A 24,886-nucleotide genomic window follows, 5' to 3' on the forward strand; every position below is an offset into this window, starting at 1 on the left:
CTCTATTGTTGAAGGGATGTGCGCGTGATGTCCGACATTACTCCAGCTACGACACGGCGGAATATCATGATCGTGGCAGGCGAGGCCTCCGGCGACATCTACGGTGCCGACCTGGCCCGGGAAGCGCTCAAGCTGGACCCGTCCCTGCACTTTTTCGGCATCGGCGGAGCGCGCATGCGCGAGGCGGGGGTCGAGACCCTGGTGGATTCGGCCGATATGGCCGTGGTGGGACTGGTGGAGGTGCTCAAGCATTTCGACGTCATCTCGGGCGCGTTCCTCAAGCTGAAAAAGACCCTGTCTACCGACCGGCCCGACCTGCTGATCCTGATCGATTACCCCGGATTCAACCTGCGCCTGGCCAAGGCGGCCCGCAAGGCCGGCGTCAAGGTCCTCTACTACATCAGCCCGCAGATATGGGCCTGGCGCCAGGGGCGGCTAAAGAAGATGGCGCGGCTGGTGGATCACATGGCGGTCATTTTGCCGTTTGAAGCCCCCTTCTATGAACGTGCCGGCGTGCCGGTTTCCTTTGTGGGGCATCCCATGAGTGATCTGGTCAAGGTTGTCGCTGAACGGGATGAAGCAGCCGAAAGCTTCGGGCTTGATCCTTCCCGAAGGATCATCGGGCTCTTCCCCGGCAGCCGCCGGAACGAGATCGACCGACTCCTGCCGGTGATCGTCGATGCGGCGGTTCTGCTGAAGAAACGCTTTCCCGACGCCCAGTTCGTTCTCCCCGTGGCGTCCACGCTGCACGATGACGAGATAACCCCGCAACTCACGGCAGCCGGCCTTGCGGTTACCATCACCCGCGAGCGGATTCACGACCTGATCCGGGCCTGCGACGCCGTCATCTCCGTTTCCGGCACCGTCACCCTGGAAATAGCCCTGGTGGGCACCCCCATGGTGATCATCTACAAGCTCTCGCCCCTCACCTACCACCTGGCAAAGCGCCTGGTGAAGGTGGACAACATCGGCCTCTGCAATATCGTCGCCGGAGAAACCGTGGTCAAGGAACTCATCCAGAATGAGGCCAATCCCGCTTTGATTGCGGACGAGGTAGGTTCGATCCTGACGGATGCGGGCTATGCGGGGGCAATAAGGAAGAAGCTGGCGGCAGTCCGGGAAAAGCTGGGCGTCGGCGGCGCGTCCGCAAATGTGGCGCGACTGATACTGGCAACAATGGAAGATCAATGAAACCAACCCTGTTACGCACCCTCAGCTTTTTCAAGCCCTATTGGGGACTGTTGCTTGTCTCTGCACTCTGCTCGGCAGTCGTGGGGGGCATGGACGGCGCCTTCGCCTATCTGGTGGAGCCGGTCTTGAAGAAGATCTTCGCCGGCAAGGACACCGGCATCTTCCTGCTGGTGCCGGTCGGGATCATCGCCCTGTTCCTGATCCGGGGGATTACCCGCTTTACCTATGACACAGCCATCAAGCTGGCCGGCCAGAAGGCGATCCAGGATATCCGCAATACCCTGTATGCCAGCACGATCCGCCAGGATATGGCCTTTTACAACCGCCAGGCCACCGGTGAGCTGATGTCGCGCATGACCAACGATATCTCCCAGATGCAGGAAGGGATCGGCCAGGTCGTCAGCGGGCTGTTCCGCGATACGATTTCTGCCGTGTCGCTTCTGGGGGTCATCTTTTACCGCAACTGGGAACTGGCCATCATCTCTTTCGTGGTAATCCCGGCCACGGCCTATCCCGCCCAGCTGATCGGCAAGAAGATCAAGAACGCCTCCGGTCGCAGCCTCAACGTCATGGGTGGGCTGACGGCCACCCTTCAGGAAACCTTTTCCGGGGTCAAGGTCATCAAGGCCTTTGGCCTGGAAAACCAGATAATCAGCCGTTTCCGCGCGACCAACCTGGAGTATTTTCATCAAATCCGCCGGTTTATAAAATACGAATCCCTGGCCATGCCGGTTTCCGAAACCATCATCTCCCTAGGGGTGGCCGGCGTGATCTACTTCGGCGGCAGCCAGGTCATGTCGGGGCGCATGACCGCTTCGGAATTTTTCTCGTTCATTGCCGCCATGGTCATGGTATTCACCCCGATCAAGAAGCTCCAGGGATCTTATAACGTGGTCCAGCGCTCAGCCGGCGCGGCGGAACGCGTCTTCAATCTCCTGGACGAACGCCGGGCCATCGTCGACCGCCCCGGCGCGGTGGATATCGGCCGTTCCTCCGGCCGGGTGGAGTTTCGCAACGTATCCTTCGGCTACGGTGCCGAACCGATCCTCCAGGACATTTCCCTAACCGCCGAAAGCAACCGGATGATCGCCCTGGTGGGCCCCTCGGGCGGCGGGAAATCGACCCTTGCATCCCTGATCCCCCGCTTCTATGACGTAAGCGAAGGCGCCATCCTCATCGACGGCCGTGATATTCGCGACGTGACCGTTGCCTCGCTCGTCTCCCAGATTGCCCTCGTGGATCAGGAGACGACCCTGTTCAACGAGAGTATTGCCGATAATATCCGCTACGGGAGGCCGGGCGCCCCTCTGGAGGAGGTGGTGGCGGCGGCCAGGGCCGCCTTTGCCCATGATTTCATCGAACAGTTGCCCGATGGGTACGACACCAACATCGGCGACCGGGGGCTGCGCCTGTCCGGCGGGCAGCGCCAGCGCATCTGTATCGCGCGGGCGCTCCTCAAAAATGCACCGGTCCTGATACTGGACGAGGCCACCAGCGCCTTGGACACGGAGAGCGAGCAGATGGTGCAAAAGGCCCTGGATAATCTGATGGTCAACCGCACCACCTTTGTCATTGCCCACCGTCTCTCCACCATACTGCATGCCGATACCATCATCGTCCTGGAAAAGGGGCGTATCGTGGAACGCGGCTCCCATGAAGACCTGTTGAAAAACAGCAGTCTCTATAGCCGGCTGCACGCCCTGCAATTCAGCGACCGCACCACCGGTGACGACCCCAGCGCCGAGTCATGAAACGCATCCTTTGGCCCGCCCAAACGGCCCTGTTCTATCTGCTCACCCTGGCAGGGGCAATTCTCCCCGCCAGCTTCATTCAACCCGCCGGAAAGGCGGTCGGCGGCCTCATGGCCCTGCTGCTGTTCAAACGGCGGCGCATCGCCATCGACAATATCCGCCGGGCCCTCCCCTTCATGAAGCAACATCCCGCCTGGACCTGCCCCCTGGAAACCCCCGAGGAGATTGCCCGCGAATTGTTCCGGCATCTGGGAATTTCGCTGCTTGAGACCTGCCGGCTGTACCATGGCAGGGGGGACGCCATTATCAGCAGCGTCGAGATCAGGGGGAGCGAAAACTTCGAGCGCGCCCGGGCGCACCACAAGGGGATCATCTTCGTAACCGGCCATTGCGGCAACTGGGAATTGCTGGCTCTGGCATTCTCCCGCACCTTTGACGCCCCCATGTCGGTCGTGGCGCGACGCCAGAACAACCCCTACCTCAACACCATGGTCGAAACCATGCGGCTGCATTACAACAACAAGGTCATCTACAAAGATGGCGGCCTGCGGCAGATGCTCGGCGTGCTGAAAAAGGACGGCATTATCGGTATCTTGGGGGACCAGGCCGTGTTTCCCGAAGACGGAACGCTGATCGATGTCCTCGGCAGAAAGGCCTGGGCCACCAAGGCACAGGTCATCATCGGTCGGAAAACCGGAGCCCCACTGGTCCCGGCCTTCATCCACCGCGAGGGGGCAAAGAGCGTCATCACCCTGTATCCGGAATACGAACTGGGCAGCGACACGTCGGACGAGGGTATTCAGCGGGATGTTCAGGCCTTGTCGCGCTATGTGGAGAACTTCGCCGTTGCGCATCCGGCGGACTGGTATTGGGTGCATCGACGCTGGAAGCGGGCCGGAGAACCGTCATGCTGAACAACAAGTATTTTGATTTCGGGCTGCCGCTCGCGGTGCTGATGGTGGCAACGGTGTTTATCGCCGTCACCGGGGTCGATCTTAAGGCGGCGACGTTTTTTTATATCAACGGCGCCTGGCCCGTGGGGGACGCCCAGCCGTGGCATTTCCTGTACCTCTATGGACATTATCCCGCCTATATTCTTGGCGGGGCCGCATTGGCACTGTATGTGGCAGGTTTTGTCAAGCCGTACCTGGCGCCTTTCAGAAAAGGCGCCGCCTTCATGGTGATCCTGCTGATACTGGGCCCCGGCCTGCTGGTCAACACCGTATTCAAGGATGGCTGGGGCCGTCCCCGGCCCCGGGAGGTGGCTCAGTTTGGAGGCGAACGGACCTTCCACAGCCCCTGGGAAAGGGGCATCGCGGGCGACGGCAAGTCGTTTCCCTCCGGGCACGGCGCATCGGCTTTCTATCTGGCCATGCCGTTTTTTGCCCTGCGCCGTCGCTCTCCGCGGATCGCCCGGCGGGTATTCGTCCTCGGCATGTTGTACGGTATCGTGATGGGGGTGGCCCGCATCAGCCAGGGTGGGCACTTTGTCAGCGATGTCCTGTGGGCCTGGGGCGTCGTCCACCTCACGGCCGTGGCGCTCTACTACCTGATGGGACTTGACCGGGAGCATATTCCCGATGGCGGGGTTTGAGTCCTCCTATGTTCTACGCGGTCTACAACATACTCGCCTTTGTGCTGCTCGTGCCGGTACTCATCTACCACCTGTACCGCTCCATCGGCCGCGGCCGGCCCGCCGCGCTGGGCGAGCGTTTCGGGCATATTCCCCGATCGCGGCTCGACACCATCGCCAACCGCCCGGTGATCTGGCTGCACGCCGTGTCGGTGGGTGAATCCGTTGCCGCCCGGCCATTGCTCAAGGCGTTGCGCCAACGCTACCCCGGGCATGCCATCGTGGTTTCCAATACCACCGAAACCGGCCGCGGGGTGACCTCCGGCTTCCCCGAAAAAGACCTGTGCATCTACTTCCCTTTCGATTTTTTACCGGCGGTGCGCCGCACCCTGGACGCCGTCAAGCCGGCACTGGTCATCATCATGGAGACCGAGATCTGGCCCAATTTCAATCGGGAGGCGGCCCGTCGCGGCATACCGGTGATCCTGGCCAACGGCCGAATCTCGGACCGCTCCTATGGCCGCTACCTGAAGTTTGCCTGGTTCTTTCGCCACGCCCTGGAGTTTTGCTCTCACCTCTGCATGCAGACCGCCGCCGACCGGGAGCGGATCATCGCCATCGGTGCCCCGGCGGAGCGGGCGCTGGCCATGGGCAACCTGAAGTACGACACCCCCTGCCGTCACGTGCCCCCCGATGAGCGGGCGGCCCTGCGGAAGCGCTATGCCATCCCCGAAGGGATGACCGTCATCACGGCCGCCAGCACCCATCCCGGCGAGGAGGAATCGGTCCTGGCCGCTTATCGGGAACTCCTGGTGAGCCATGGCCCGCTCATGCTGGTCCTGGTGCCGCGCCATCCCGAACGGGCCGTCCAGGTCGCCGGGCTGCTGGAAAAAGCCGGGCTGCCGTTCCTGCGGCGCACGGCCCTGTCCGCGGATGTGACACCGCCCTTTTCCGGCGGCTCTGTGCTGCTGGTGGACACGGTGGGAGAATTGATGGACATCTACGCCCTGTCGGACGTGGCCTTTGTGGGGGGGAGCATCGTACCGACCGGCGGCCACAACCTGCTGGAACCAGCATCCCTGGGCATACCGTTCATCTTCGGCCCCCACATGACCAATTTCCGGGAGATCGCGGCCTTGGTCCTGAAATACCGGGCCGGGGTCCAGGTCGAAGACGCCGCCGGTCTTGCTCCGGCCTGTTGCCGCCTGCTCGAAGATACTGCCCAGCGCCGGGAATTGAGCGCGAACGGGCTGGACATGGTGCGGGAGAACGGCGGGGCCACCGAGCGGCACATGGCGGTCATTGCCAACTATCTGTGAAACCGGGGCCTGAATGTGTGCGAGCCCTGGTAAAGGTGCCGTTACCCGATCAGAAGTATGATTTATTTGTGACCATTGTTTTCTGAGATGAACAGACATTGTTTTTAGGTTAAATAATGTCGTTGAATGACGTATAATAACAAACTTGCGATAATGACAAACAATCGGATGAGGTGTTTTTTATGCAGAAGAGTCTGTGGCTGACAGCAGCGTTATTGCTTTCACTGTTCATTTCCGGGTGCGGCGGCTCCACGTCTGCAAGCACTATTGCCAGCACTACCGATGCGTTTACCGCTAAGGATGTTTACCCGAATACGTTCTACGTCACTTCACCCAAAGGTGCGCCATATACCACATTCCATACCTACTCGGGCGTCACGAGGTATGATTGGAACTACAATCCATCGGATACCGCCACCAGGGTCGGGACGTGGGCTCTATCCGCAACAGGCAGCACGGTCACGTTTAATGTCGACTCATCCACACCCGCCAAAACAATTACGGCCATCCAAAAAGTACACACGGATGCCACTAATTCGACGGTGGATTACTGGCTGGTCTACGATGTCGCCAGCAAACAGAATTGCAGAATGTACCTGGATTCGCCGAAAACAACCTTTGGTGCCTATACATCATCCAATGCCGTAAGATACGGCTTGATGGGCGGGGCGATCCAGAAAAACACGCTCCCGACGGCCTTCTCCAATGTCTCTACGGTCGTGGGGATCACCGCCGTGGGGGACAGGGAAAAATCGACGCCCACATTTTCTGATTATACCGCCGCAAGAACCCCCCCGGTGAATATGGGCTTGCCTATCGGCATCACCACCATCGACGGGAAAACATTCTTTGTGCTGGACAACTACAGCAATCGCGTCCACATCGTAACGCTCGATGCGAACGGCGCCGCCACAAGCGTCAAGACGCTGAGAACCGCGGCCGCCACCCCTGTTGATATCGTATTCAACAATCCCGCCGATATAACCTGCGATGGAAAAAATCTGTATGTGACCGATACCTCGAATTACACGATCGATAAGATCGCGCTTAGTGTTGACGCCTCAGGTACTTATGTCGGAACCTTCTCGATTTTGGCGGGCAGCACCGGAGCAGCCGGGGCGATTGACGGCACGGGGAATACCACGACGACCACGACAACAAACGGTACAATAACCACCAGCACCGCAACTGGGGCAGCGCGTTTCAGCGCCCCCGTCGGGATCACCACCGACGGAACGAACCTGTATGTCGTGGATAACCAGACAGTCCGCAAGATTACGCTGGTGCCTGACGGCGGCACGCCCCAGGTCACAACGTTGGCCGGTTCCCTCGGTGCTACGGGCTCGACGGACTCAACCGACGGCAAGGGGACATCCGCGCGCTTTAACCTCCCCCTGCGCATCACCACGGACGGGACCAACCTGTATGTGACGGACTACTACAACTACACCATCCGCAAGGTATCCATCGCCACCGGTCTGGTGACGAGGATAGCGGGGACCAGCGGCACTTACGGCACGAACAGCACCGTGAGTGTCGCGTCGGGGGATCTCACGCTCTTCAACGGGCCAAACGGCATCACCACGGACGGCACCTACCTGTATGTGACCGATTGGGGGCGGGTTATCAATGGCAACCCGGCGCGCGGCCAGGTGGTATTCAGAATAGCTCTTACCTCAAGCGGCTTTTCCGGCGCGGTTACGAGGATAGCCGGCACCCAGGACAAGGTCGGGTCTAATACGGGGACCGTCTCCACGGCTGATGCGTATTTTTGCGCTCCCATGGGCATCACTATGGACGGCACCAGCCTCTATGTGGCGGACTCCCAGAATTATACGATACGAAGGATAAAATAGTTGGATCGCCCTCTCCCCGCCGCCGGCTCAAGCGGCGACGGGGATGGGCCCATCGGGATGGATTTGACCTCCTTTTCCACATATTGGCGCAGCGTCGCCACCGGAACACGAAAGGGGCTTGCCGGGCGCCTGCTGGTCCTTGCCCTGTCTCCCGTTGCCCTGCTCTATGCCTGCATCCAGATCATCCGCAGCACTCTGTACCAAAAACGCATCCTGACGGTAAAACGTCTGCCGCGGCCGGTGATCTCGGTGGGCAATATCACCGTGGGGGGCACCGGCAAAACCCCCGCCACGGCCTTTATCGCCCGTGTTCTCCTCGCCCGCGGCATGAAGGTGGCGGTCCTGTCGCGCGGCTATGGCGGCGCCATGGAGGGACAGACCGCCATTGTCGCCGATGGGGATGCTATCCGTCTGGATGCCGGGCAGTGCGGTGACGAACCGTACCTGCTGGCCGCCACGGTGCCGGGCCTGATGGTGGTGATGGGGACCGACCGGCAGAGGGCCGGCATGCTGGCCATGGAACAGCTCTCTCCCGATATCTTCCTGCTGGATGACGGTTTCCAGCACCTCCGTCTCCAGCGCGACCTGAACATCCTGCTTGTGGACTGCGCGCATCCCTTCGGCAACGGCTGGACCCTGCCGGCCGGTCTGCTGCGGGAGCCGATAAGCGCCGTACAACGCGCCGACCTGGTTATCCATACCCGCTGTCCCCAGGGTTTTTCACCACCTCCCCTGGCGGGAAAACCTGCATGTTCGGCCCGCCATCGCCTTGGCGCGGCCCTCCCCCTGTCGGGCGGACCCTCGATCTCCTTTAACGATCTGCGGGGCACAAAGGTCCTGGCCTTTGCCGGCATTGGGGAGCCGGAGCCGTTTTTCGAGGAACTCCGTACCTTGGGGCTGGATGTGGTTCGCACCATCCCGCTTCCCGACCACGCCGCCTATACCCCCGACCAACTGGCCGGATTGGGCGAGGCCTTCCGGGGCAGCGGCGCCGAGTACGCCGTTACAACGGAAAAGGACGGGGTGAAGCTGCGCCGCCTTGCACCGGAGTTTGCCCAAAAGGTCCTGCTCGCTCCGCTTGAGTTTGCCCTTGACGACCCCACCACCCTGACGGGTCTCCTGAACAATTTGCTTCAAAAATAACCGTTCCTGTGTCAAAATATATAGTTTATTACGGGATACACGCATGCTGCCCGAACATCTGCAATCCATACTTGCCTGCCCCATCTGCACGGGAAAACTCTCACTGTTCGACAAAGGCCGGTACATGCTGTGCCGCCCCTGCGGGGTGAAGTTTCCGATCCGCGAGGGTATCCCGGTCCTGCTGACGGACGAGGCCGAAGCGGTAACGCCTGAGGATACCGGAAAGGATGATCGATGATGCTCCCGGATCGCCATAAGGTTCGCCGGATACTGATCCGCGCGGTCAACTGGATCGGAGATGCGGTTATGACGACGCCGGCCCTCGGGTTGATTCGGGAGCACTACCCCGAGGCCGAGATCACCCTGCTGGCGAATCCCCCGGTGGCGGAGGTCTTTTCGCCCCACGACTGGGTGGACAAGGTCATGGTCTTCGACCGCGAAGGGGCCCATCAGGGGCTGCGGGGCAGACTCAGGCTGGCCTCCGAACTGCGAAAACGCTCATTCGACATGGCGATCATCCTGCCCAACTCCTTCGATTCCGCCCTGGTGCCCTGGCTGGCGGGCATACCGGTCAGGCTGGGAAAGAGCAGCGATGGCCGCAGTTTGCTGCTGACCGGCCGTTATTCCCAAGACGAAACGCCGCCCCACCGTCACGAGGTCCAGTACTACCGCAATCTAGTGCGCCATTTCGGCATTACGGGCGTTGATGTGCTGCCGCGCCTGTGCATCACGCCGGCGGAAGACGCCGCTGCCGAGGCCCTGCTGGCCAGAGGGGGCATACCGGCGGGAGCGTGCGTGCTCGCCGTAAATCCCGGCGCTACCTATGGCTCGGCCAAACGGTGGTACCCGGACCGGTTTGCCGACGTCGCCCGCCGACTCGCCGCGGAGTGGCAGGCACGGATCGTGATCTTCGGCAGCCCCGGCGAGGCCGGCATTGCCGCCGACATCGAACAGCGCCTGGGAGGCGATTGCCTCAACATGGCCGGCAAGACCACCGTGCGGGAACTGATGGCGCTCATCAAACGCAGCAATTTCATGGTCACCAACGATTCCGGCCCGATGCATATTGCCGCCGCCTTCGATGTGCCCCTGGTGGCCATTTTCGGCCCCACCGACCATACCGGCACCGCGCCCTATACCGTCAAGGCGGCCATTGTGCGCAAAGGCGTGGCGTGCGCCCCCTGCAAGTTGCGGGAGTGCCCGACCGACCATCGCTGCATGACGGCGGTTACTGCGGACGATGTGGTTGCGGCGGCGCTGGCTGTTGCACAACAACCGCCACAGTCATGATCTCCTGAGTCGGGGAAGGGCGTTTTACCTCTGGTTATGGAGGTAAGGTGCTTTGTTGCGGCGTCTTATTGCCTGTTCATAAAAAATATGGTTACCCCCAGATAGGTTGCGGGAAGCCGCCGTCAAAAGGTGCTGGCATGAAGATCGTTTGCATACTATCCCCTTATTATGATTATTTGACAGCCTCCTTGATGGAGGGGCTGCAGGAGCTCGGGCATGAGGTCATCGCGTCCGAGAACAGTAATTACGCGGCACGATCATCGAACGGAAAGATCCTGAAAGAGGCGGAACGTGCCGATCTGATCGTGGTTTGTTCTAATAAGGGAGTGAGGACCGGACTGGTGGATTACATGGACAATCCCAACAAGGTCTTCGTGGATGGTTCTGATTCCCAGGCATTCAAGGTCTACCCCTATGCGAAGTTCAGGGCGGTATTCAAAAGAGAGCTGAATAAGTGCTGGAACAACAAAAACGCCGATCCGGTCTATCCGTTGCCGTTTGCCGCGGAAAAGAGATATTTCGACCACCCCAGGCGGCAGCGCGACATAAAAGCCTCATTTGCCGCCAATCTGAACAACAACACCATGCGTTATTCAATCTATCAAAGGCTCTTGAATAGAGACGATGCAGCCATATTTTGCGGAAGTACCGGCGAGTGCGCATACATTCGGTCGCAGTCCAAGGGGTGGCCGATAAAAACGCCAAAATATCAGGACATCCTCTACCGCAGCCGGATTGCGGTAAACGTGGTCGGCGCAGGATACGATTGTGCCCGCTACTGGGAAATCCCCGCTGCCGGCACCTTGTTGCTCACGCAGGAACTGGACATTACCATACCGCATCCTTTCACCAGCGGTACAAACTGCATGGTTTTCAAGACCCCAGACGAATTCGACGAAAAACTGGATCTCTTACTCTCCGACCCCGCATTGGTCGAGACCATTGCGGCCGCCGGGCATGAGCATCTGGTGAATTATCATACGACGAAAGATCGCGCCGCGTATTTTCTGGCGATGGTGGCTGAAAATAGCGGCGGGAATCGTTTCTGCGAAAGTTTCTACCGGGAAAAACCACGTTTTCATGGGCTTAAGCGCGTCTTCGGCTTTATGAAATAGAATCGTTTCGTTCTCCCGTCGTGTTCCCCTGACGATTGGCGGCAGCGCAACCGATCTGGCAAGGAGTCTGTTCATGGTTCATCAAGGTCTGGCTGACCGCGCCGTTACGGCGCCATGCAAGATCAGCGTTATCCTCATCGTTTTGAATGGTGAGGCTACCATTGCTCCGTGCCTTCAGAGTGTGTCCTGGGCTGCGGAGATTATCGTCGTTGACTCCGGAAGCACCGACAGGACCGAAGAGATCTGCACCGCCTATCCGGGCGTGAGGTTTTTTCATCACCCCTGGTTGGGATATGGTCCCCAGAAAAACTATGCCCTCTCGTTAGCCACTCACGAGTGGGTCTTGTCCATCGACGCCGATGAGGTCATAACCCCTGAGTTGGCGGAGGAGATACGGGGTGCCATCGACAACAATGGCGCTTACGCGGGGCTCAGTTTCAGGCGCAAGAATATGTATAAAAAGCGGTGGGTCCGTCACTCCGGTTGGTGGCCCGATGAAATACTGCGGGTATTCAGGAAGGATGCGGGAAGATTCAATGACCGGCAGGTACACGAATCCGTCGAAGTCAATGGGACCGTCAAGAAGCTTGCCGGTGTCATGGAGCATTTTTCGTATAACAGGCCGGAAGATTTTATTCTGAAGATGTACAGTTACTCCACCGCCGGTGCCCGGCAGATGAAGGTTTCGGGAAAGAAGGGCGGGGCGTTGCGCGCCGTCGTCCGGACGATGGCCGCATTTGTGAAGAGCTATATCCTGAAGCGCGGCTTTCTTGATGGCCGTACCGGGTTGCTCGTAGCCGTTTCGGGCGCCATCGGCGTTTTTTACAAGATAATCATGCTGTCGGAACTCAACGAAGAAGATTGATCTGTTGTGGCATTCGACACGGCACGAAAAGGCTGCGCATGCACGTATTGGTCATAAACACCGAAAAGGGCTGGAGGGGGGGCGAACGTCAGACCCTCTATAATATCATGGGCTTTCTACAGGCCGGCCTTCAGGTCGATCTGCTGTGCCGAAAGGGGGGCCCCCTGTCGCAAAAAACCCGTGGGCTGGGGATAACGGTGCACGAGATCGGCGGAACCCTGGGCGGCCTTCGGTGGTTGGCGACCAACGCGGCAGCCTATGATCTCATGCAAGCCCAGACAGCCAAAGCCCAGACGCTGGCTGCCGCGACAAAACCGTTTCACGGCAAACCAATCGTGTACACGCGCCGGGTCGACTTCGTGCCACGGGGCAGACTCACGAAGATCAAGTATCGCACCACCGATCATGTCGTTGCCATATCCCACTGGGTCAAAACCATACTGGAGAATTTTGGCATACCGAATATCACCATCATCTCCGATGTCGTTGTACCGCGGAGCCTGGACAGCGGGCGGGCCACGGAGATCGTTGCCAAGGTGGACACCAAGGGGAAAAAGATCGTTTCAACCTTTTCCGCCTTGGAGCAACACAAGGACCCTCTTACCATGATTGAAGCGGTACGGGAACTCTCCCGGATGAGGGATGATTTCGTGTTTTTGCATTTCGGCGATGGTTCTCTCAGAAACACGGTGCAGCAGAAGATAGACGAGTACCGATTGAACGATGTCTATCATCTGATGGGGTTCGTTTCCGAGGTTGAGGATGTCTTTCTGCTCATGGATGTGTTCTGCATGAGTTCCGAAGAAGAGGGATTGGGCAGCAGTGTGCTCGATGCCTTTGCCTATAAGGTGCCGGTCGTCTCCACATCCGCCGGGGGGTTGGCGGAAATCGTTACCGGACGAGGGCTCTTGTGCAACATAAAGGATAGCGCCGCTATGGCGGAATGCATCAACAAGGTTCTGGAACACCCGGAAGAATATCGGAAAACAGCGGAACGGGCCTACGACTATGTTGTTTCCGCCCATTCCCTCGAAAGCACGACCGAACAGTATCTGGAGCTATTCAAGGGTCTCGTCGCCGGGGAGAGTGGAAGGCCATGATAGATGCGCCCGGCACCATACTGATAGCCAATACCCGCCTCATCGGCGATGTCGTCCTCACCACGCCGTTGGTTGAAATCCTGATGGACGCATTTCCCGGCGTTGCAATCGATGTCCTCGTCAACCGTGGTACGGGCGAATTTCTGGAGAAAGACCCCCGGATTCGCAGGGTCATCTATTCCGAGAAATGGAGAAATTCTGCCTCGGGTTTTGGCAGTAGCTATCTCCTGGGGCTCGTCAGAAAGTATGACCTGGCCATAACGATGAATTCGGGCGACCGTGGGGCCATGGCGGTCCTCGTCGCCAGCAGACGCTACCGCGTGGGCTTTTGTCAGACCGACAAGCCCTACTCGCGGTTTCTTCGCTCCAGGTTATTCAGCCACCCCATTGACGGGGCCGCGGATATGCACATGGTTGGGCTGTGCGGCCAGATCGCAGATGCGCTGGGCATACCCTACTCGTTGCTTCGGGTGCGGCTTTTTTGGGACAAGGGCGATGAGGAGCGCGTTGCCGCTACGCTGGGTGGCGAACCCGTCCCCCCTTATTTCGTCATCCATCCCTTTGCCCGCTGGGGCTATAAATATTGGGATCTAAAGCGTTTTGTCGAGGTGAGCAATCATGTGGCACGGGAGCATCACCTGCAACCGGTTTGGACGTCGTCACCCGACGAAGCCGAGGCGCAATTGCTTAAGGAGAGCGCCGCAGAGTGCAGCGTAAAGCCCATATTGATACCCGGCAGCCTGTCCCTCAACCAGATGGCCTGCCTGCTCCAGGGGGCACGCCTCTATATCGGCCTCGATACGGCAATTACCCACATTGCCGCATCAACCGGCGTACCGGTGGTGGCGCTCTACGGCCCCACGGAACTGTGGCGTTGGCATCCCTGGAACAACGATTCTCCGTCGGCAAAGCTCGTTCGCCCGGGTTATCGCGGCCCGATCCGGTGCGGCCGGATCGTTACCCTGCAAGCGGGCTGCGACCACCCGACCTGTCTCAGGCCCGATTGTTACGGAGCCGTTGAGAATCCCTGCATGATGGCGATAACAACGGACCAGGTCTGCCAAGAGGCGTCCCGGTTGCTGTCGCCATCCACTACAAAGATACAACAGACGCAGGGTGCCGAGCATGGCCGTTGACATCGCCTTTATAGCGGTAAACTACAACACCCGTGCTCTCGTCGAGGAATTGATCCGGTTCTTTGCGGCGTGCGAGCTGCCGTTCCGCCATTGCCTGGTGGTGGTTGACAACTCCTCCACCGATGGTTCGCGCGAGATGCTCGAACAGGCGCAGGGGGGCGGCCTGGTCTATATCCAGGCCAACGAAAACCTGGGTTATGGCCGTGGCATGAACCGGGGGATGGAGGCCGTGGCAAGCCGCTATGCCTGCGTCATGAATACCGATCTGATTCTCAACCGGGAAGCGCTGGTTGCTCTGTGGGAGTTTTTTGAGAGCCACCCCGAGGCCGGTGTCGCTTCTCCGGTTATCCGGGGAAGCGATGGTCGCATGCAAGGCTTTCTCTGTCTCCCCGGTCTCCTGTCGCTCTATTCACCGATGCTCAGCAAGATCAAGAGCAAGTTGTGGAAGTTGCGGGTAGCGAAAGCTCGCGCTCCCCTCAGGGTCCCCGGCGTATTGGGCGCTTTTTTCATGGTGCGGCGTTCCTGTTTCGACGCCCCCCTGTTCGACGAGGATTTTTTCTTCTATTACGAGGATACGGAGCTTGCGCACCGGTATTGGGAACAGGGGGTGCCGTGCTATGTGCTGCCCCAGGTTTCGATCATCCATACGGGGGGGCAGTCTACCTCGGCCGCCGGTGGCAAGCTGTTTCAGCGGAGCCGGCGCATCTATATCGAAAAATGCTACGGCGCCCCCCATACGGCGTGGCTGGCTACCCTCGACCGGGCCAGGCTTCGTATGAAGTATTACAAGTACCGGATACTGAGTTGTTTCGTAAAAAGCGGCAAGATACAGCGTAAGTACGAATACTACGCCAGGCTTGTCCAGTCGGATGACTAGTGTCTCACCGCATAAGGTTGGATAACGCCAAGGATTTTTGTGAATGAATATTTGCCTGATCAATAATTTTAACTACGGAGACTACCTTGGCGAGTGTTTGGATTCGGTCCTCCAGCAGTCAAAGCCTTTTGACCTGATCATTGTTGTTGACGACGGCTCCACTGATAATTCACGGCACGTGCTTGCCGGCTACAAAAAAGAAAATGTAATAACTATCGAAAAAGAGAACGGAGGGCAGCTTTCTGCCTTTAATTGTGCTGCAAAGCATATTCCGTTCGATGCGCAGGTCTTTTTTCTCGATTCCGACGATATCTACCCAAAGGATTATCTGGAATTGTGGTGCAGTCTTACGAAGAATGGCAGCAGGGATTTTACGTATTGTAAAAGTATAAGATTTGGCGTGGATGATCAAAGGCTCACTTCAAGCCTCATCGAAAGCGTACCAAATATAGAGATAGGCACAACCTCATCCATAACTCTTTTTCTTAACTATTGGATCGGAGCCCCTACATCGTGCGTATCCATTTCAGGAGGACTTTTTCATAAGCTGCTGCCATACTATGACGAAAGTAATTGGAAGGTAAGGGCTGATGATGTGATTGTTTTCGGTAGCTCAATACTTGGTGAGAACAAAACCTATGTTCCGGCTTTGGGTATAAACTATCGCGTGCACAGTAAAAACAATACGTTTGAAGAGAAACGGTCGAAAGACAAAAAGAAGGCTTACCGGGCTGCCCTCGAAACCCTGATGGCGTCATACGCCGAAAAGGCAGGCATAAAGAGGCACCCCTCTCCAATCGATACCTATCGGGAAATCAAGGGTCTGAGTGCTGAAGCGGGCAGAACCGTTAATGTGCCGAGCGGAGTGCGGTTGTTGCGAAAATTGTGTGTTGCTTTCATACGGCACAGGTAAAGTGGCGACGGAATCTCGGATAATCCGACCACGATAGTTCCCCCTGAACCGGCCCATTTACGACAATTGCTCCTGTGGGCCGGAATACTGGGACCCCCGGCACCTGGAAAACCCCGTGTTGATGCCGGGGGGCGTTTTTAACCTGCTGCCCAATCCCGTGGAGCGCCGGCGCTTGTCACCTCATGGCGAGCCGGCAGAAATGAATGGTATGGCGTCGCAACGTAACGGAAAGCGCGCATTGAAGGTTGGTGCCGTGTATGAGGCGGGATAGTCGATGCGCGTTCTGATCATAAAAACATCCGCCCTGGGCGACATTATCCACGCCCTGCCGGTCATTGATTACCTGCGCCAGGTGTCGCCCGGGGTCGAGATCGACTGGGTGGTCGAAGAACCGTTCCTGCCGGTGCTGGAGCACAATCCCGGCCTGTCGCAAATTCATGCCGTCAGGACAAGGAAGTGGCGCAAGGCCCCGTTCTCCGCGGAGACCCGCAGGGACCTGAAGGCGTTGCGCACGGAGTTGCGGGAACGCTGCTACGACCTGGTCTTCGACATCCAGGGGAACCTGAAGAGCGGCCTGATCGCCTGGCTCACCGGCGCCCGCGAACGGGTCGGCTTCACCAGGGAGGTCGCGCAGGAAAAGGCCAACTGCCTGTTCACCACCTGTCGCATCCCGTTTAGGGACAACGACCGCAACGTCACCGACCGCTACCTGCGGGTGGTCAGCGCCCTGTTCGGCAGGGATTACCGCGGTATGGAACTGACGGGCGGTATCTTCTCCGCACCCGAGGACGAGGCTGCCGCGGAACGCTACCGGGCGGGATTGCCGGGCGGGCCGGTCATCCTCTTCCAGGTCGGCACCACCTGGAACACCAAGTTGTGGTATCCTGAGGGGTGGTCGGAGCTGGCGTGCCGGATCACGGCCCGGTATCCCGGGACGACCATACTGATCAACTGGGGCAGCCCCGACGAGAAGGCCCTTGGGGAACGGATCGTCGGTGAAGTCGGCCCGACGGTGCAACTCCTCCCCTGGCTGCGCATCAGGGAACTCATCCCGGTGCTCAGGAGGGTGGATCTGGTTATCGGCGGCGACACCGGCCCGGTATACCTGGCCGCTGCCGTCGGCACCCCCACGGTCTCCTTTTACCGGGCGACCAGCGCGGCCACCTATGCCCCCCAAGGGAAACGGCACCGCACGGTTCAGGCCGCCATGGAGTGCGCTGCCTGCTACCGGACCTCCTGCGACCGGGACGGGGAGTGCCGCCGCAGCATCACCGTTGATGCTCTCTTTGGCGCGGTAACGGATTTGATCGGACAGTACCCGAATGGAAAGGATGCACCATGTTGACCAAGCTGAACCTGAACAGGCTCGAAGATGCCTTTGACCGCTATCTGAGCTATTGGCACACCGATCCCGTCACCTACGATGCGCTGGATATCCCCATCAACCCCATCGCCCTGGAGCTGGCCTACCGCAACTATCTGTTGTGGCACGAGGAGGACAAGGCGCGCCGCACCGATGTGGACGACAGCGCCATTGCCGTCGTCAAGCGCGCCATCGACAAGCTCAATCAGCAACGCAACGATCTGATCGAAAAACTGGACGAGGCGATCCTGGCCCAGGTTACGGCTGCCGCTCCCAAGCAGACCGCGGACCGGATCAATTCCGAGACACCCGGAAGTATCGTGGACCGCATCTCCATCATGTCGCTCAAGATCTATCACATGGACGAAGACAGCCGCCGCGGCGATATCGATGATGTTCATCGGCAGCGCTCGCTCCACCGCCTCTCCGTGCTGAAACTCCAGCGCTATGACCTGTATGTCGCCCTTGAACAGTTGCTGGCCGATTATGTGGCAGGCCACAAACGGATGAAGCTCTACAAACAATTCAAGATGTACAACGACCCGACCTTGAACCCGGAATTGTACCGGGCGCGCAACCAGGGATGAAGATCGCTTTTGTCAGGCTCACCTCGCTGGGGGATATCATCCTCTGCATGGCGGCGTTGCAGGTCGTGCGCCGCCGCCTGCCGGAGTGCCATATCACCTGGGTAGCCGAGAGGCGTTTCGCCGATATTCTCGATCATAACCCCGATATCCAGCAGATCATCCGGGTCGACCTGAAAGAGCTGAAAAGGAAGAAGTCCTTGACCGCCTTGCGTGCCGAGTACCGCCGCCTTGCATCGTGCGGCGATTTCGATGTTGTCATCGACCTGCACGGCATGTTGAAGTCCGCCGTCATAGCCGCTTCCCTGGGCGGCGTCCGGTATGGGTTCGCCCGGCAGATGCTCAAAGAGCCGTTGGCCGGCCTGTTCTATAACCGCTCGGTCCCGGTTCCGCTGGATCTCCCCGCGGTGTGCCGCTACACGGCCCTTGCCGCCCAGAGCCTCGGCCTGGATTTCCGGCCTGACGAGTTGTGCCCCCCCAAGCCGTACCTGTTCTGGGGGGAGGGCGACGGCGCGGCCACGGAGGAGTATTTCGCTACGGACAAGCGTAATATCCTGCTTGTGCCCGAAACCAGCGCAAGCTACAAGAACTATCCGCCTGAAAAATTTGCGCGTATCGCGAATCTGTTGCCGGGAAACATCATGATCTGCCACGGCAACCAGCAGGAGTTCCTGACCGCATCCCAGATCGCCGAGCGTGCACCCCATGCCCGGGTATTACCCCGTTTGAACCTGAACCAGCTCAAGGCGGCGGTGGGACGCTGCGACCTCGTCATCGGCGGGGATTCGGGACCGACCCATATCGCCTGGGCCTGTGGAGTTTCCTCCATCACCCTGTTCGGAGCAACGCCGGTATGCATCTGTCCCACGGAGCGCAATCGGGTCATAACGACGTCGTCTGTGGTCAACCTGCGTAAGCCTGACTCCCGTGACGACTCGGTCGGGCATATCGCCCCGGAAGAGATCGCCCGGTTGGCGCAGGAGCTCTTGGCATGACTCCAATCACAACCCACCACGTGGAGAAAACCCCATGACACTCCATCGTTTTTCCCGCACCGAACTCCTGGTCGGCCAAGAAGGGCTCGAGACGCTCCGCCGGAAGCGGGTCATGATCTGCGGTATCGGCGGTGTCGGCAGTTATGCGGCCGAGGCCTTGGGGCGGGCAGGGGTCGGCTCCATCACCCTGGTGGATTTCGACGACATCTGTCTGACCAATGTCAACCGCCAGATTCACGCCCTTTCCAGCACGGTGGGCATGTCCAAGGTCGAGGTCATGGCCGGGCGGCTCAAAGACATCAACCCGGAGGCCGAGATCGTCCCGGTCAAGGCCTTCTTCTCCGCTGAGAATGCGACACAGTTGTTGACGCCCCGCCCGGACTACGTGCTGGACGCCATCGACCATTTCACCGCCAAGACCGCCCTGATCACCATCTGCCGCGCCAGTGGCATCCGGGTCATCTCCAGCATGGGGGCGGCCAACAAGCTCGACCCCACCAAGATCCAGGTGGCGGACATCTCCGCCACCCGCAACTGCCGCATGGCCCGCAGCATGCGCAAGATACTCCGCCAGGCTGGCATCCATGAGGGGGTTCAAGTCGTCTACTCCACTGAAGGACACCGCGAACTCACCCCCCAGGCCGCCCACTGCGGCACGGAATGCATCTGTCCCAATCGGGACGACCAGGTGTTCCGCTGCGAGAACCGCCGCGTGATCCTGGGCAGTATCTCCTTCATCCCTTCCATCTTCGGCCTGACCATGGCCGGAACCGTTGTCAACGAACTGCTGAAACAGGAGAATTGACCCCACCCCACATCTTTAATCCTCAAGACGGCAGATATTCACCACAAAGGCATTGTGTCTTTGTGGTGAACTGCTTTTTCCAGAGTAATTTTTGCAGTTGACCGTTGTAATTTCCCCGTTATACTCGTATACACAACTTAGCCACAGGGGAGGGAACCATGGGGAGAGAGTTTTCGCTACAGGAGGCCTTGAAGCTGGCGATCAAGGCTGAAAAGGATAGCATGGATTTCTACCGCAAGGCCGCCTCGGTGGCGAAGAACGAGCGTGCCAGGAAGGTGTTTGACCTGTTGGCCAACGAAGAGGTCGGCCATCTCAAGGCATTCTTCGCTCACTACAAGGGGGAAGAATTCGGAGACCTGACCAGCTACATCAATTCACCGGCCGATACGAAGAACCCCACCTATATGAAGCTGGAGAAGGCCATCAACGAAGAAATGGTCGAGCAGAAGGCCCTGGAATTGGCCTTGGCCGAGGAGAAGGAGTGCATCGGCCAGTATTCGCAGTTCGCAAAGGATATGGTGGACCCCGGGGTCAGGAGCGTCTTCGAACGGGTCGTCAAGGAAACCCAGGGACACTATGACCTGATCGAGTCCGAGTACGCCCACGTCATGAAAATGGTGCACGAGAGCGACCAGGACATCTACGTCAGGGAGTAGGGCGTTCCCCTCTTCGTGCTACAACGGGGGCCTGCCGGCTGGAGATGCCGTCAGGCCTTTTCATCTTTCCCATAGAAAGGAACAGCAATGAACATCAGCCAGACGCTTGCGCTTATCATTGCGGTGGTTGCCGCGGCGCCCCTGTGGGCCGCACAGGACGGCTCCGCAACGGGGAAAAATCTGGGCAATGTGGTCGGAGGCGACTTCAAAAAGGCCCATGCCGTCATCGAAAAGAGATGCACGGTCTGTCACAGTGACAAACGGATCGACGCCGCATTGTCGTCAGGGAAGGATATGGCCACGATCCAGCAGGAGATGGAGAGGCGGGGGGCCAAGCTGAACGCCAACGAACGGGAGGTGCTGGGCATCTACTGGAAACAGAACCCCTTGAAGCACTAGGGGCGGCCCCGGCGGGACAACATGGCATGAAAAAAGCGGCAGGGGATGATCTCCCCTGCCGCTTCTGTATTCGGAACATTCGAATCTGCTACATCATCCCACGTAGTATTTGGCCAGGAGCGGCACGAGCAGCAGCGAGACGATGTTGATGATCTTGATCATCGGGTTGACGGCCGGGCCGGCGGTGTCCTTGTAGGGGTCGCCGACTGTGTCGCCGGTAACGGCAGCCTTGTGGGCGTCGCCGCCTTTGCCGCCGTGGTGGCCGTCCTCGATGTACTTCTTGGCGTTATCCCAGGCGCCGCCGCCGGTGGTCATGGAAATGGCCACGAAGATACCGGTGACGATGGTGCCGACGATCACGCCCCCCAGGGCCTTGGGACCGAGGGTGAAGCCGACGATGACCGGGGCGAGGATCGGGATCAGGCCGGGGATGACCATTTCCTTCAGGGCGGTCTTGGTGACGATATCGACGCAGGAGGCGTAGTCCGGCTTGCCGGTGCCTTCCATGATCCCCTTGATCTCCCGGAACTGGCGACGGACTTCGACAACAACGGCGCCGCCGGCCTTGCCGACCGCTTCCATGCACTGGGCGGCGAAGTAGTAGGGGAGCATGCCGCCGATGAAGAGGCCGACGATGATGTAGGGGTCGGACAGGTCGAAGGTAATGGCCTTGCCGGCAAACTTCAACTCATCCACATAGGAGGTGAAGAGGATAACGGCGGCCAGGCCGGCGGAACCGATGGCGTAGCCTTTGGTCACGGCCTTGGTGGTGTTGCCCACCGCGTCCAGGGGGTCGGTCACGGCGCGGACCGAGTCGTCCAGTTCGGCCATCTCGGCGATGCCGCCGGCGTTGTCGGTGATCGGGCCGTAGGCGTCCATGGCCACGACGATGCCGGTCAGGGAGAGCATGGACACGGCCGCTATGGCGATGCCGTAGACCCCGGCGCACTGGAAGGAGACGATGATGCCGGCTGCGATGACGATCACCGGAGCGGCTGTGGCTTTCATGGATACGCCGAGGCCGGCGATGACGTTGGTGCCGTGGCCGGTGGTGGAGGCCTGGGCGATGTGGCGGACCGGGCCGTATTCGGTGGAGGTGTAGTATTCGGTGATCCAGAAGATGGCCCCGGTCACGACCAGGCCGACGATGGAGGAGATGAAGATGTTGATGGCGCTGAAGGTCGCCCCGGAGTCATTGGTGAGCCCTTGGGGGAACATCTGGACTGTAACGAAGTAGAAGGCGATGCAGGCCAGGACGGCGGAGACGATCAGCCCTTTGTACAGGGCGGGCATGATCTTCCGGCTGGCGCCCAGTTTGACGAAGAAGGTGCCGATAACCGAGGTGACGATGGAGATGCCGCCCAGGATCAGCGGATAACTGACCGCGCTCTGGTTGCTGTTGAAGGCAATGGCGCCCAGCAGCATGGCGGCGATCAGGGTTACGGCGTAGGTCTCGAACAGGTCGGCGGCCATACCGGCGCAGTCGCCCACGTTGTCGCCCACGTTGTCGGCGATGACGGCCGGATTGCGGGGGTCGTCCTCGGGGATGCCTGCCTCAACCTTGCCCACCAGGTCGGCGCCCACGTCGGCGCCCTTGGTGAAGATACCGCCGCCCAGACGGGCGAAGATGGAGATCAGGGAACCGCCGAAGCCGAGGCCGACCAGCTGGCTGACCACTTCCTTCACCGGTGCGCCCGGCATCAGTTTCTGCAGGGCCAGGTAGTAACCGGCCACGCCCAGAAGGCCCAGGCCGACCACCAGCATGCCGGTGATGGCGCCGCCCTTGAAGGCCACGTTAAGGGCTTTGACGATGCCGCTTTTGGCCGCCTCGGTGGTGCGCACGTTGGCGCGGACCGATACGAACATGCCGATGAAACCGGTAAGGCCGGAGAAGAGTGCGCCGATGGCGAAGCCGATGGCGGTCTTGACACCCAGGGTGGCGAACAATGCGACGAACATGATCACGCCCACAACGGCGATGATCGTGTACTGGCGTTTCATGTAGGCGCCGGCGCCCTCCTGAATCGCGGCAGCGATCTGGCGCATCCGGTCATTGCCCTGCGGCAGCCCCAGAATCCACTGTGCCGAAATCAGTCCGTAGGCGACAGCCACTACGGCGCAGACCAGGGCGAAGTACACAGCATACTGTTCCATTCTCTCAATTCCTCCTGTTGATATAAATAGCCGATAATCAGGCAATTCTCTTCACATGCAGAAACGAAAAATTGTTAATTGAATAGCGGTTGATTGTCAAGCGTTATTTCCTGCGCCCTGCCGCATGTTTCCTCTCTTTTGGCCTGGCCCGCCTCCCACTTGTCATGGCGCGGACGGCATGATATATAAAGAGCCTGTACTGCGTGCACACCATAACGACCATCAAAGGAGTATTCCCTGATGAAATATGCATATTTTGCACTCTTGGCCGCCATGACAGGGCTTGCCGGTTGCGCTACCCAAAGTTCGCTCGACGTGGTCCGCAGCGATGTGGATGCCGTCAAGACCAGGCTGTTTTCCGTGGAAAAGGACCTGGGGGGGGTGAGGGACGAGTCCAAACAGGGGATCGGCTCCATCGAGAAGGAATACAAATCCGACGTGACGGCGGTTCGCAAGCTCTCCGCCGATATCCAGGCCTCCATGGACAGTCTCAGGACCGAGATCCAGGCCCTGAACGGCAAGGCGGACGATCTGGCCATCGCCACCAAAAAGCCGACGGATGATCTGACCCGCTACCGTGAGGATGCGGACAAGCGCATGCTCACCCTGGAAGACCGGGTCATGAAGTTGCAGACGGCCATCGACGAACTGGGCAAGAAGATGGGCGACCTCGCCTCCCTGCCGAAAAAGGAAGAGGTCGTTACCCCCGAATCCTTCTATACAAAGGGGCTGGAGCTCTTCAAGGCGGGCGACATGCCCGGTGCGCGGGATATCTTCACCAAATTCCTGGACAAGTATCCCCAGCACGACCTGGCCGCCAATGCCCAGTACTGGATCGGCGAGACCTTTTACAGCGAAAAAGGATATGAACCGGCCATCCTGGCGTACCAGGAGGTGATCAAACAGTATCCGACCAAGGATAAGGTCCCGGCTGCCATGCTCAAACAGGCCATGTCCTTCAAGGCCATCAAGGACGCCAAGAGCGCCCGATACGTCTTGAAGAAGCTGGTGGAGGGGTATCCCAAGAGCGACGAGGCGAAGAAGGCCAAGGAATTGCTGAAGGAGATCAAATAGGCGGGATGGTGCGGATGATGAAAACAGAAAGGGCGACCCGCGGGGGTCGCCCTTTTTTCGTTGGATCGTGGGGCGTTTGTGTTACAGGACCCCTTTGGTGGACATGACCCCCTGCACCCGCGGGTCGAGCTGGGTCGCCGTATCCAGGGCCCGCGCCATCGCCTTGAAGCAGGCCTCCAGGATGTGGTGCACGTTGTCGCCGTACATCACGTTGATGTGCAGGTTCAGGCCGCAGTGGTTGGCAAAGGCCTGGAAGAACTCCCGGGCCAGTTCCACGTCGAACTCGCCGAGCTTCACCTTGGGGAGCCGCACGTTGTACACCAGGTAGGGGCGGCCGGAGATGTCCACCGCCACCGCCGCCAGGGTCTCGTCCATGGGCACCGTGGCCTGGCCGTAGCGCCGGATTCCCTGTTTATCGCCCAGGGCCTGTTTGAACGCCTCGCCCAGCACGATGCCGATATCCTCCACCGTATGGTGGAAGTCGATGTCGATATCGCCGCAGGCTTCGATCTTGAGGTCGAAAAGGCCGTGCCGGGCGAACAGGTTCAGCATGTGGTCTAAAAACGGGACCGAGGTGCAGATCGTGGCCTGGCCGCTGCCATCCACGTCCAGCGCCAGCTTGATCTTTGTTTCCTGGGTGATCCGTTCTAGTGCGGCGCATCGTGACATATGACCTCCCTGTAGTGCCTTTTGCAAAATCCCCCTCCCCCCGCGGGGGAGATAGGAC

Annotated in this window: 24 protein-coding genes; 22 read left to right on the plus strand and 2 right to left on the minus strand. The window is 59.3% G+C overall.

Annotated features, from left to right (window positions below; translation table 11 throughout):
• The first annotated feature begins 27 nt into the window (after window positions 1-27).
• The 21 genes from lpxB to F6V25_RS11055 all read left to right on the plus strand — a co-directional run bounded on the left by lpxB (window position 28) and on the right by F6V25_RS11055 (window position 20,931).
• Window positions 28-1,191 carry a lipid-A-disaccharide synthase gene (gene lpxB, locus F6V25_RS10955; protein ID WP_420849976.1) on the plus strand — a complete coding sequence of 388 codons (1,164 nt, stop codon included), beginning with the start codon at window positions 28-30 and terminating at the stop codon, window positions 1,189-1,191.
• Window positions 1,188-2,942 (plus strand): ABC transporter ATP-binding protein, encoded by a 1,755-nt coding sequence (locus F6V25_RS10960; protein ID WP_151128615.1) that lies wholly within the window; start codon window positions 1,188-1,190, stop codon window positions 2,940-2,942. Before lpxB ends, F6V25_RS10960 begins: the two co-directional genes overlap by 4 nt.
• The gene (locus tag F6V25_RS10965) at window positions 2,939-3,856 is read left to right on the plus strand and encodes a lysophospholipid acyltransferase family protein (RefSeq protein WP_151128616.1); all 918 of its coding nucleotides are present in this window, start codon (window positions 2,939-2,941) and stop codon (window positions 3,854-3,856) included. Before F6V25_RS10960 ends, F6V25_RS10965 begins: the two co-directional genes overlap by 4 nt.
• Entirely contained in the window at window positions 3,850-4,536 is a 687-nt protein-coding gene (locus F6V25_RS10970) for a phosphatase PAP2 family protein (protein ID WP_151128617.1), read from the plus strand. Before F6V25_RS10965 ends, F6V25_RS10970 begins: the two co-directional genes overlap by 7 nt.
• Window positions 4,537-4,544: 8 nt before the next feature.
• On the plus strand, window positions 4,545-5,834 hold the full coding sequence (locus tag F6V25_RS10975) for a 3-deoxy-D-manno-octulosonic acid transferase (RefSeq protein WP_151128618.1): 1,290 nt from the start codon (window positions 4,545-4,547) through the stop codon (window positions 5,832-5,834).
• A 182-nt stretch (window positions 5,835-6,016) separates the two neighbouring features.
• Window positions 6,017-7,690: an NHL repeat-containing protein gene (locus F6V25_RS10980; protein WP_151128619.1), complete on the plus strand. Its 1,674-nt coding sequence runs from the start codon at window positions 6,017-6,019 to the stop codon at window positions 7,688-7,690.
• 57 nt (window positions 7,691-7,747) lie between these two features.
• The gene (gene lpxK / locus F6V25_RS10985; protein WP_151128665.1) at window positions 7,748-8,833 is read left to right on the plus strand and encodes a tetraacyldisaccharide 4'-kinase; all 1,086 of its coding nucleotides are present in this window, start codon (window positions 7,748-7,750) and stop codon (window positions 8,831-8,833) included.
• Between the two features lie 43 nt (window positions 8,834-8,876).
• Window positions 8,877-9,071, plus strand: a complete 195-nt coding sequence (locus F6V25_RS10990; protein WP_151128620.1) for a Trm112 family protein — start codon at window positions 8,877-8,879, stop codon at window positions 9,069-9,071.
• Window positions 9,068-10,123: a lipopolysaccharide heptosyltransferase II gene (gene waaF / locus F6V25_RS10995; RefSeq protein ID WP_246167028.1), complete on the plus strand. Its 1,056-nt coding sequence runs from the start codon at window positions 9,068-9,070 to the stop codon at window positions 10,121-10,123. Before F6V25_RS10990 ends, waaF begins: the two co-directional genes overlap by 4 nt.
• 137 nt (window positions 10,124-10,260) lie before the next feature.
• Window positions 10,261-11,238, plus strand: coding sequence for a glycosyltransferase family protein (locus F6V25_RS11000; protein WP_151128621.1), 978 nt, complete (start codon window positions 10,261-10,263; stop codon window positions 11,236-11,238).
• Between the two features lie 73 nt (window positions 11,239-11,311).
• Window positions 11,312-12,103: a glycosyltransferase family 2 protein gene (locus F6V25_RS11005; RefSeq protein WP_151128622.1), complete on the plus strand. Its 792-nt coding sequence runs from the start codon at window positions 11,312-11,314 to the stop codon at window positions 12,101-12,103.
• A 38-nt stretch (window positions 12,104-12,141) separates the two neighbouring features.
• Complete coding sequence (locus tag F6V25_RS11010) at window positions 12,142-13,203, plus strand: glycosyltransferase family 4 protein (protein WP_151128623.1); 1,062 nt, start codon at window positions 12,142-12,144, stop codon at window positions 13,201-13,203.
• Window positions 13,200-14,339 carry a glycosyltransferase family 9 protein gene (locus F6V25_RS11015; protein ID WP_191966162.1) on the plus strand — a complete coding sequence of 380 codons (1,140 nt, stop codon included), beginning with the start codon at window positions 13,200-13,202 and terminating at the stop codon, window positions 14,337-14,339. Before F6V25_RS11010 ends, F6V25_RS11015 begins: the two co-directional genes overlap by 4 nt.
• Complete coding sequence (locus tag F6V25_RS11020) at window positions 14,329-15,216, plus strand: glycosyltransferase family 2 protein (RefSeq protein WP_151128625.1); 888 nt, start codon at window positions 14,329-14,331, stop codon at window positions 15,214-15,216. Before F6V25_RS11015 ends, F6V25_RS11020 begins: the two co-directional genes overlap by 11 nt.
• A 43-nt stretch (window positions 15,217-15,259) precedes the next feature.
• Window positions 15,260-16,129, plus strand: coding sequence for a glycosyltransferase family A protein (locus tag F6V25_RS11025; RefSeq protein WP_151128626.1), 870 nt, complete (start codon window positions 15,260-15,262; stop codon window positions 16,127-16,129).
• Between the two features lie 274 nt (window positions 16,130-16,403).
• A complete protein-coding gene (gene waaC / locus F6V25_RS11030) occupies window positions 16,404-17,474 on the plus strand; it encodes a lipopolysaccharide heptosyltransferase I (RefSeq protein WP_151128627.1) in 1,071 nt (356 codons plus the stop codon).
• On the plus strand, window positions 17,468-18,079 hold the full coding sequence (locus F6V25_RS11035; RefSeq protein WP_151128628.1) for a DUF4254 domain-containing protein: 612 nt from the start codon (window positions 17,468-17,470) through the stop codon (window positions 18,077-18,079). The genes waaC (F6V25_RS11030) and F6V25_RS11035 overlap by 7 nt, the downstream gene beginning before the upstream one ends.
• Window positions 18,076-19,071, plus strand: a complete 996-nt coding sequence (gene waaC, locus F6V25_RS11040) for a lipopolysaccharide heptosyltransferase I (protein WP_151128629.1) — start codon at window positions 18,076-18,078, stop codon at window positions 19,069-19,071. The genes F6V25_RS11035 and waaC (F6V25_RS11040) overlap by 4 nt, the downstream gene beginning before the upstream one ends.
• 34 nt (window positions 19,072-19,105) lie before the next feature.
• The gene (locus tag F6V25_RS11045; RefSeq protein ID WP_151128630.1) at window positions 19,106-19,876 is read left to right on the plus strand and encodes a tRNA threonylcarbamoyladenosine dehydratase; all 771 of its coding nucleotides are present in this window, start codon (window positions 19,106-19,108) and stop codon (window positions 19,874-19,876) included.
• A 158-nt stretch (window positions 19,877-20,034) separates the two neighbouring features.
• On the plus strand, window positions 20,035-20,532 hold the full coding sequence (locus F6V25_RS11050; protein WP_149306955.1) for a ferritin family protein: 498 nt from the start codon (window positions 20,035-20,037) through the stop codon (window positions 20,530-20,532).
• An 87-nt stretch (window positions 20,533-20,619) separates the two neighbouring features.
• Entirely contained in the window at window positions 20,620-20,931 is a 312-nt protein-coding gene (locus tag F6V25_RS11055; protein WP_246167029.1) for a cytochrome C, read from the plus strand.
• A 93-nt stretch (window positions 20,932-21,024) separates the two neighbouring features.
• Here the strand turns inward: F6V25_RS11055 and F6V25_RS11060 are convergent, their stop codons facing one another.
• Entirely contained in the window at window positions 21,025-23,085 is a 2,061-nt protein-coding gene (locus F6V25_RS11060; protein WP_151128631.1) for a sodium-translocating pyrophosphatase, read from the minus strand.
• Between the two features lie 240 nt (window positions 23,086-23,325).
• Here F6V25_RS11060 and ybgF point away from each other — a divergent pair, with 240 nt between their 5' ends.
• On the plus strand, window positions 23,326-24,159 hold the full coding sequence (gene ybgF / locus F6V25_RS11065; RefSeq protein ID WP_151128632.1) for a tol-pal system protein YbgF: 834 nt from the start codon (window positions 23,326-23,328) through the stop codon (window positions 24,157-24,159).
• An 81-nt stretch (window positions 24,160-24,240) separates the two neighbouring features.
• Here the strand turns inward: ybgF and hisB are convergent, their stop codons facing one another.
• The gene (gene hisB, locus F6V25_RS11070) at window positions 24,241-24,828 is read right to left on the minus strand and encodes an imidazoleglycerol-phosphate dehydratase HisB (protein ID WP_151128633.1); all 588 of its coding nucleotides are present in this window, start codon (window positions 24,826-24,828) and stop codon (window positions 24,241-24,243) included.
• Window positions 24,829-24,886: the final 58 nt, after the last annotated feature.

Source organism: Oryzomonas japonica (genome assembly GCF_008802365.1).
Classification (GTDB): domain Bacteria; phylum Desulfobacterota; class Desulfuromonadia; order Geobacterales; family Pseudopelobacteraceae; genus Oryzomonas; species Oryzomonas japonica.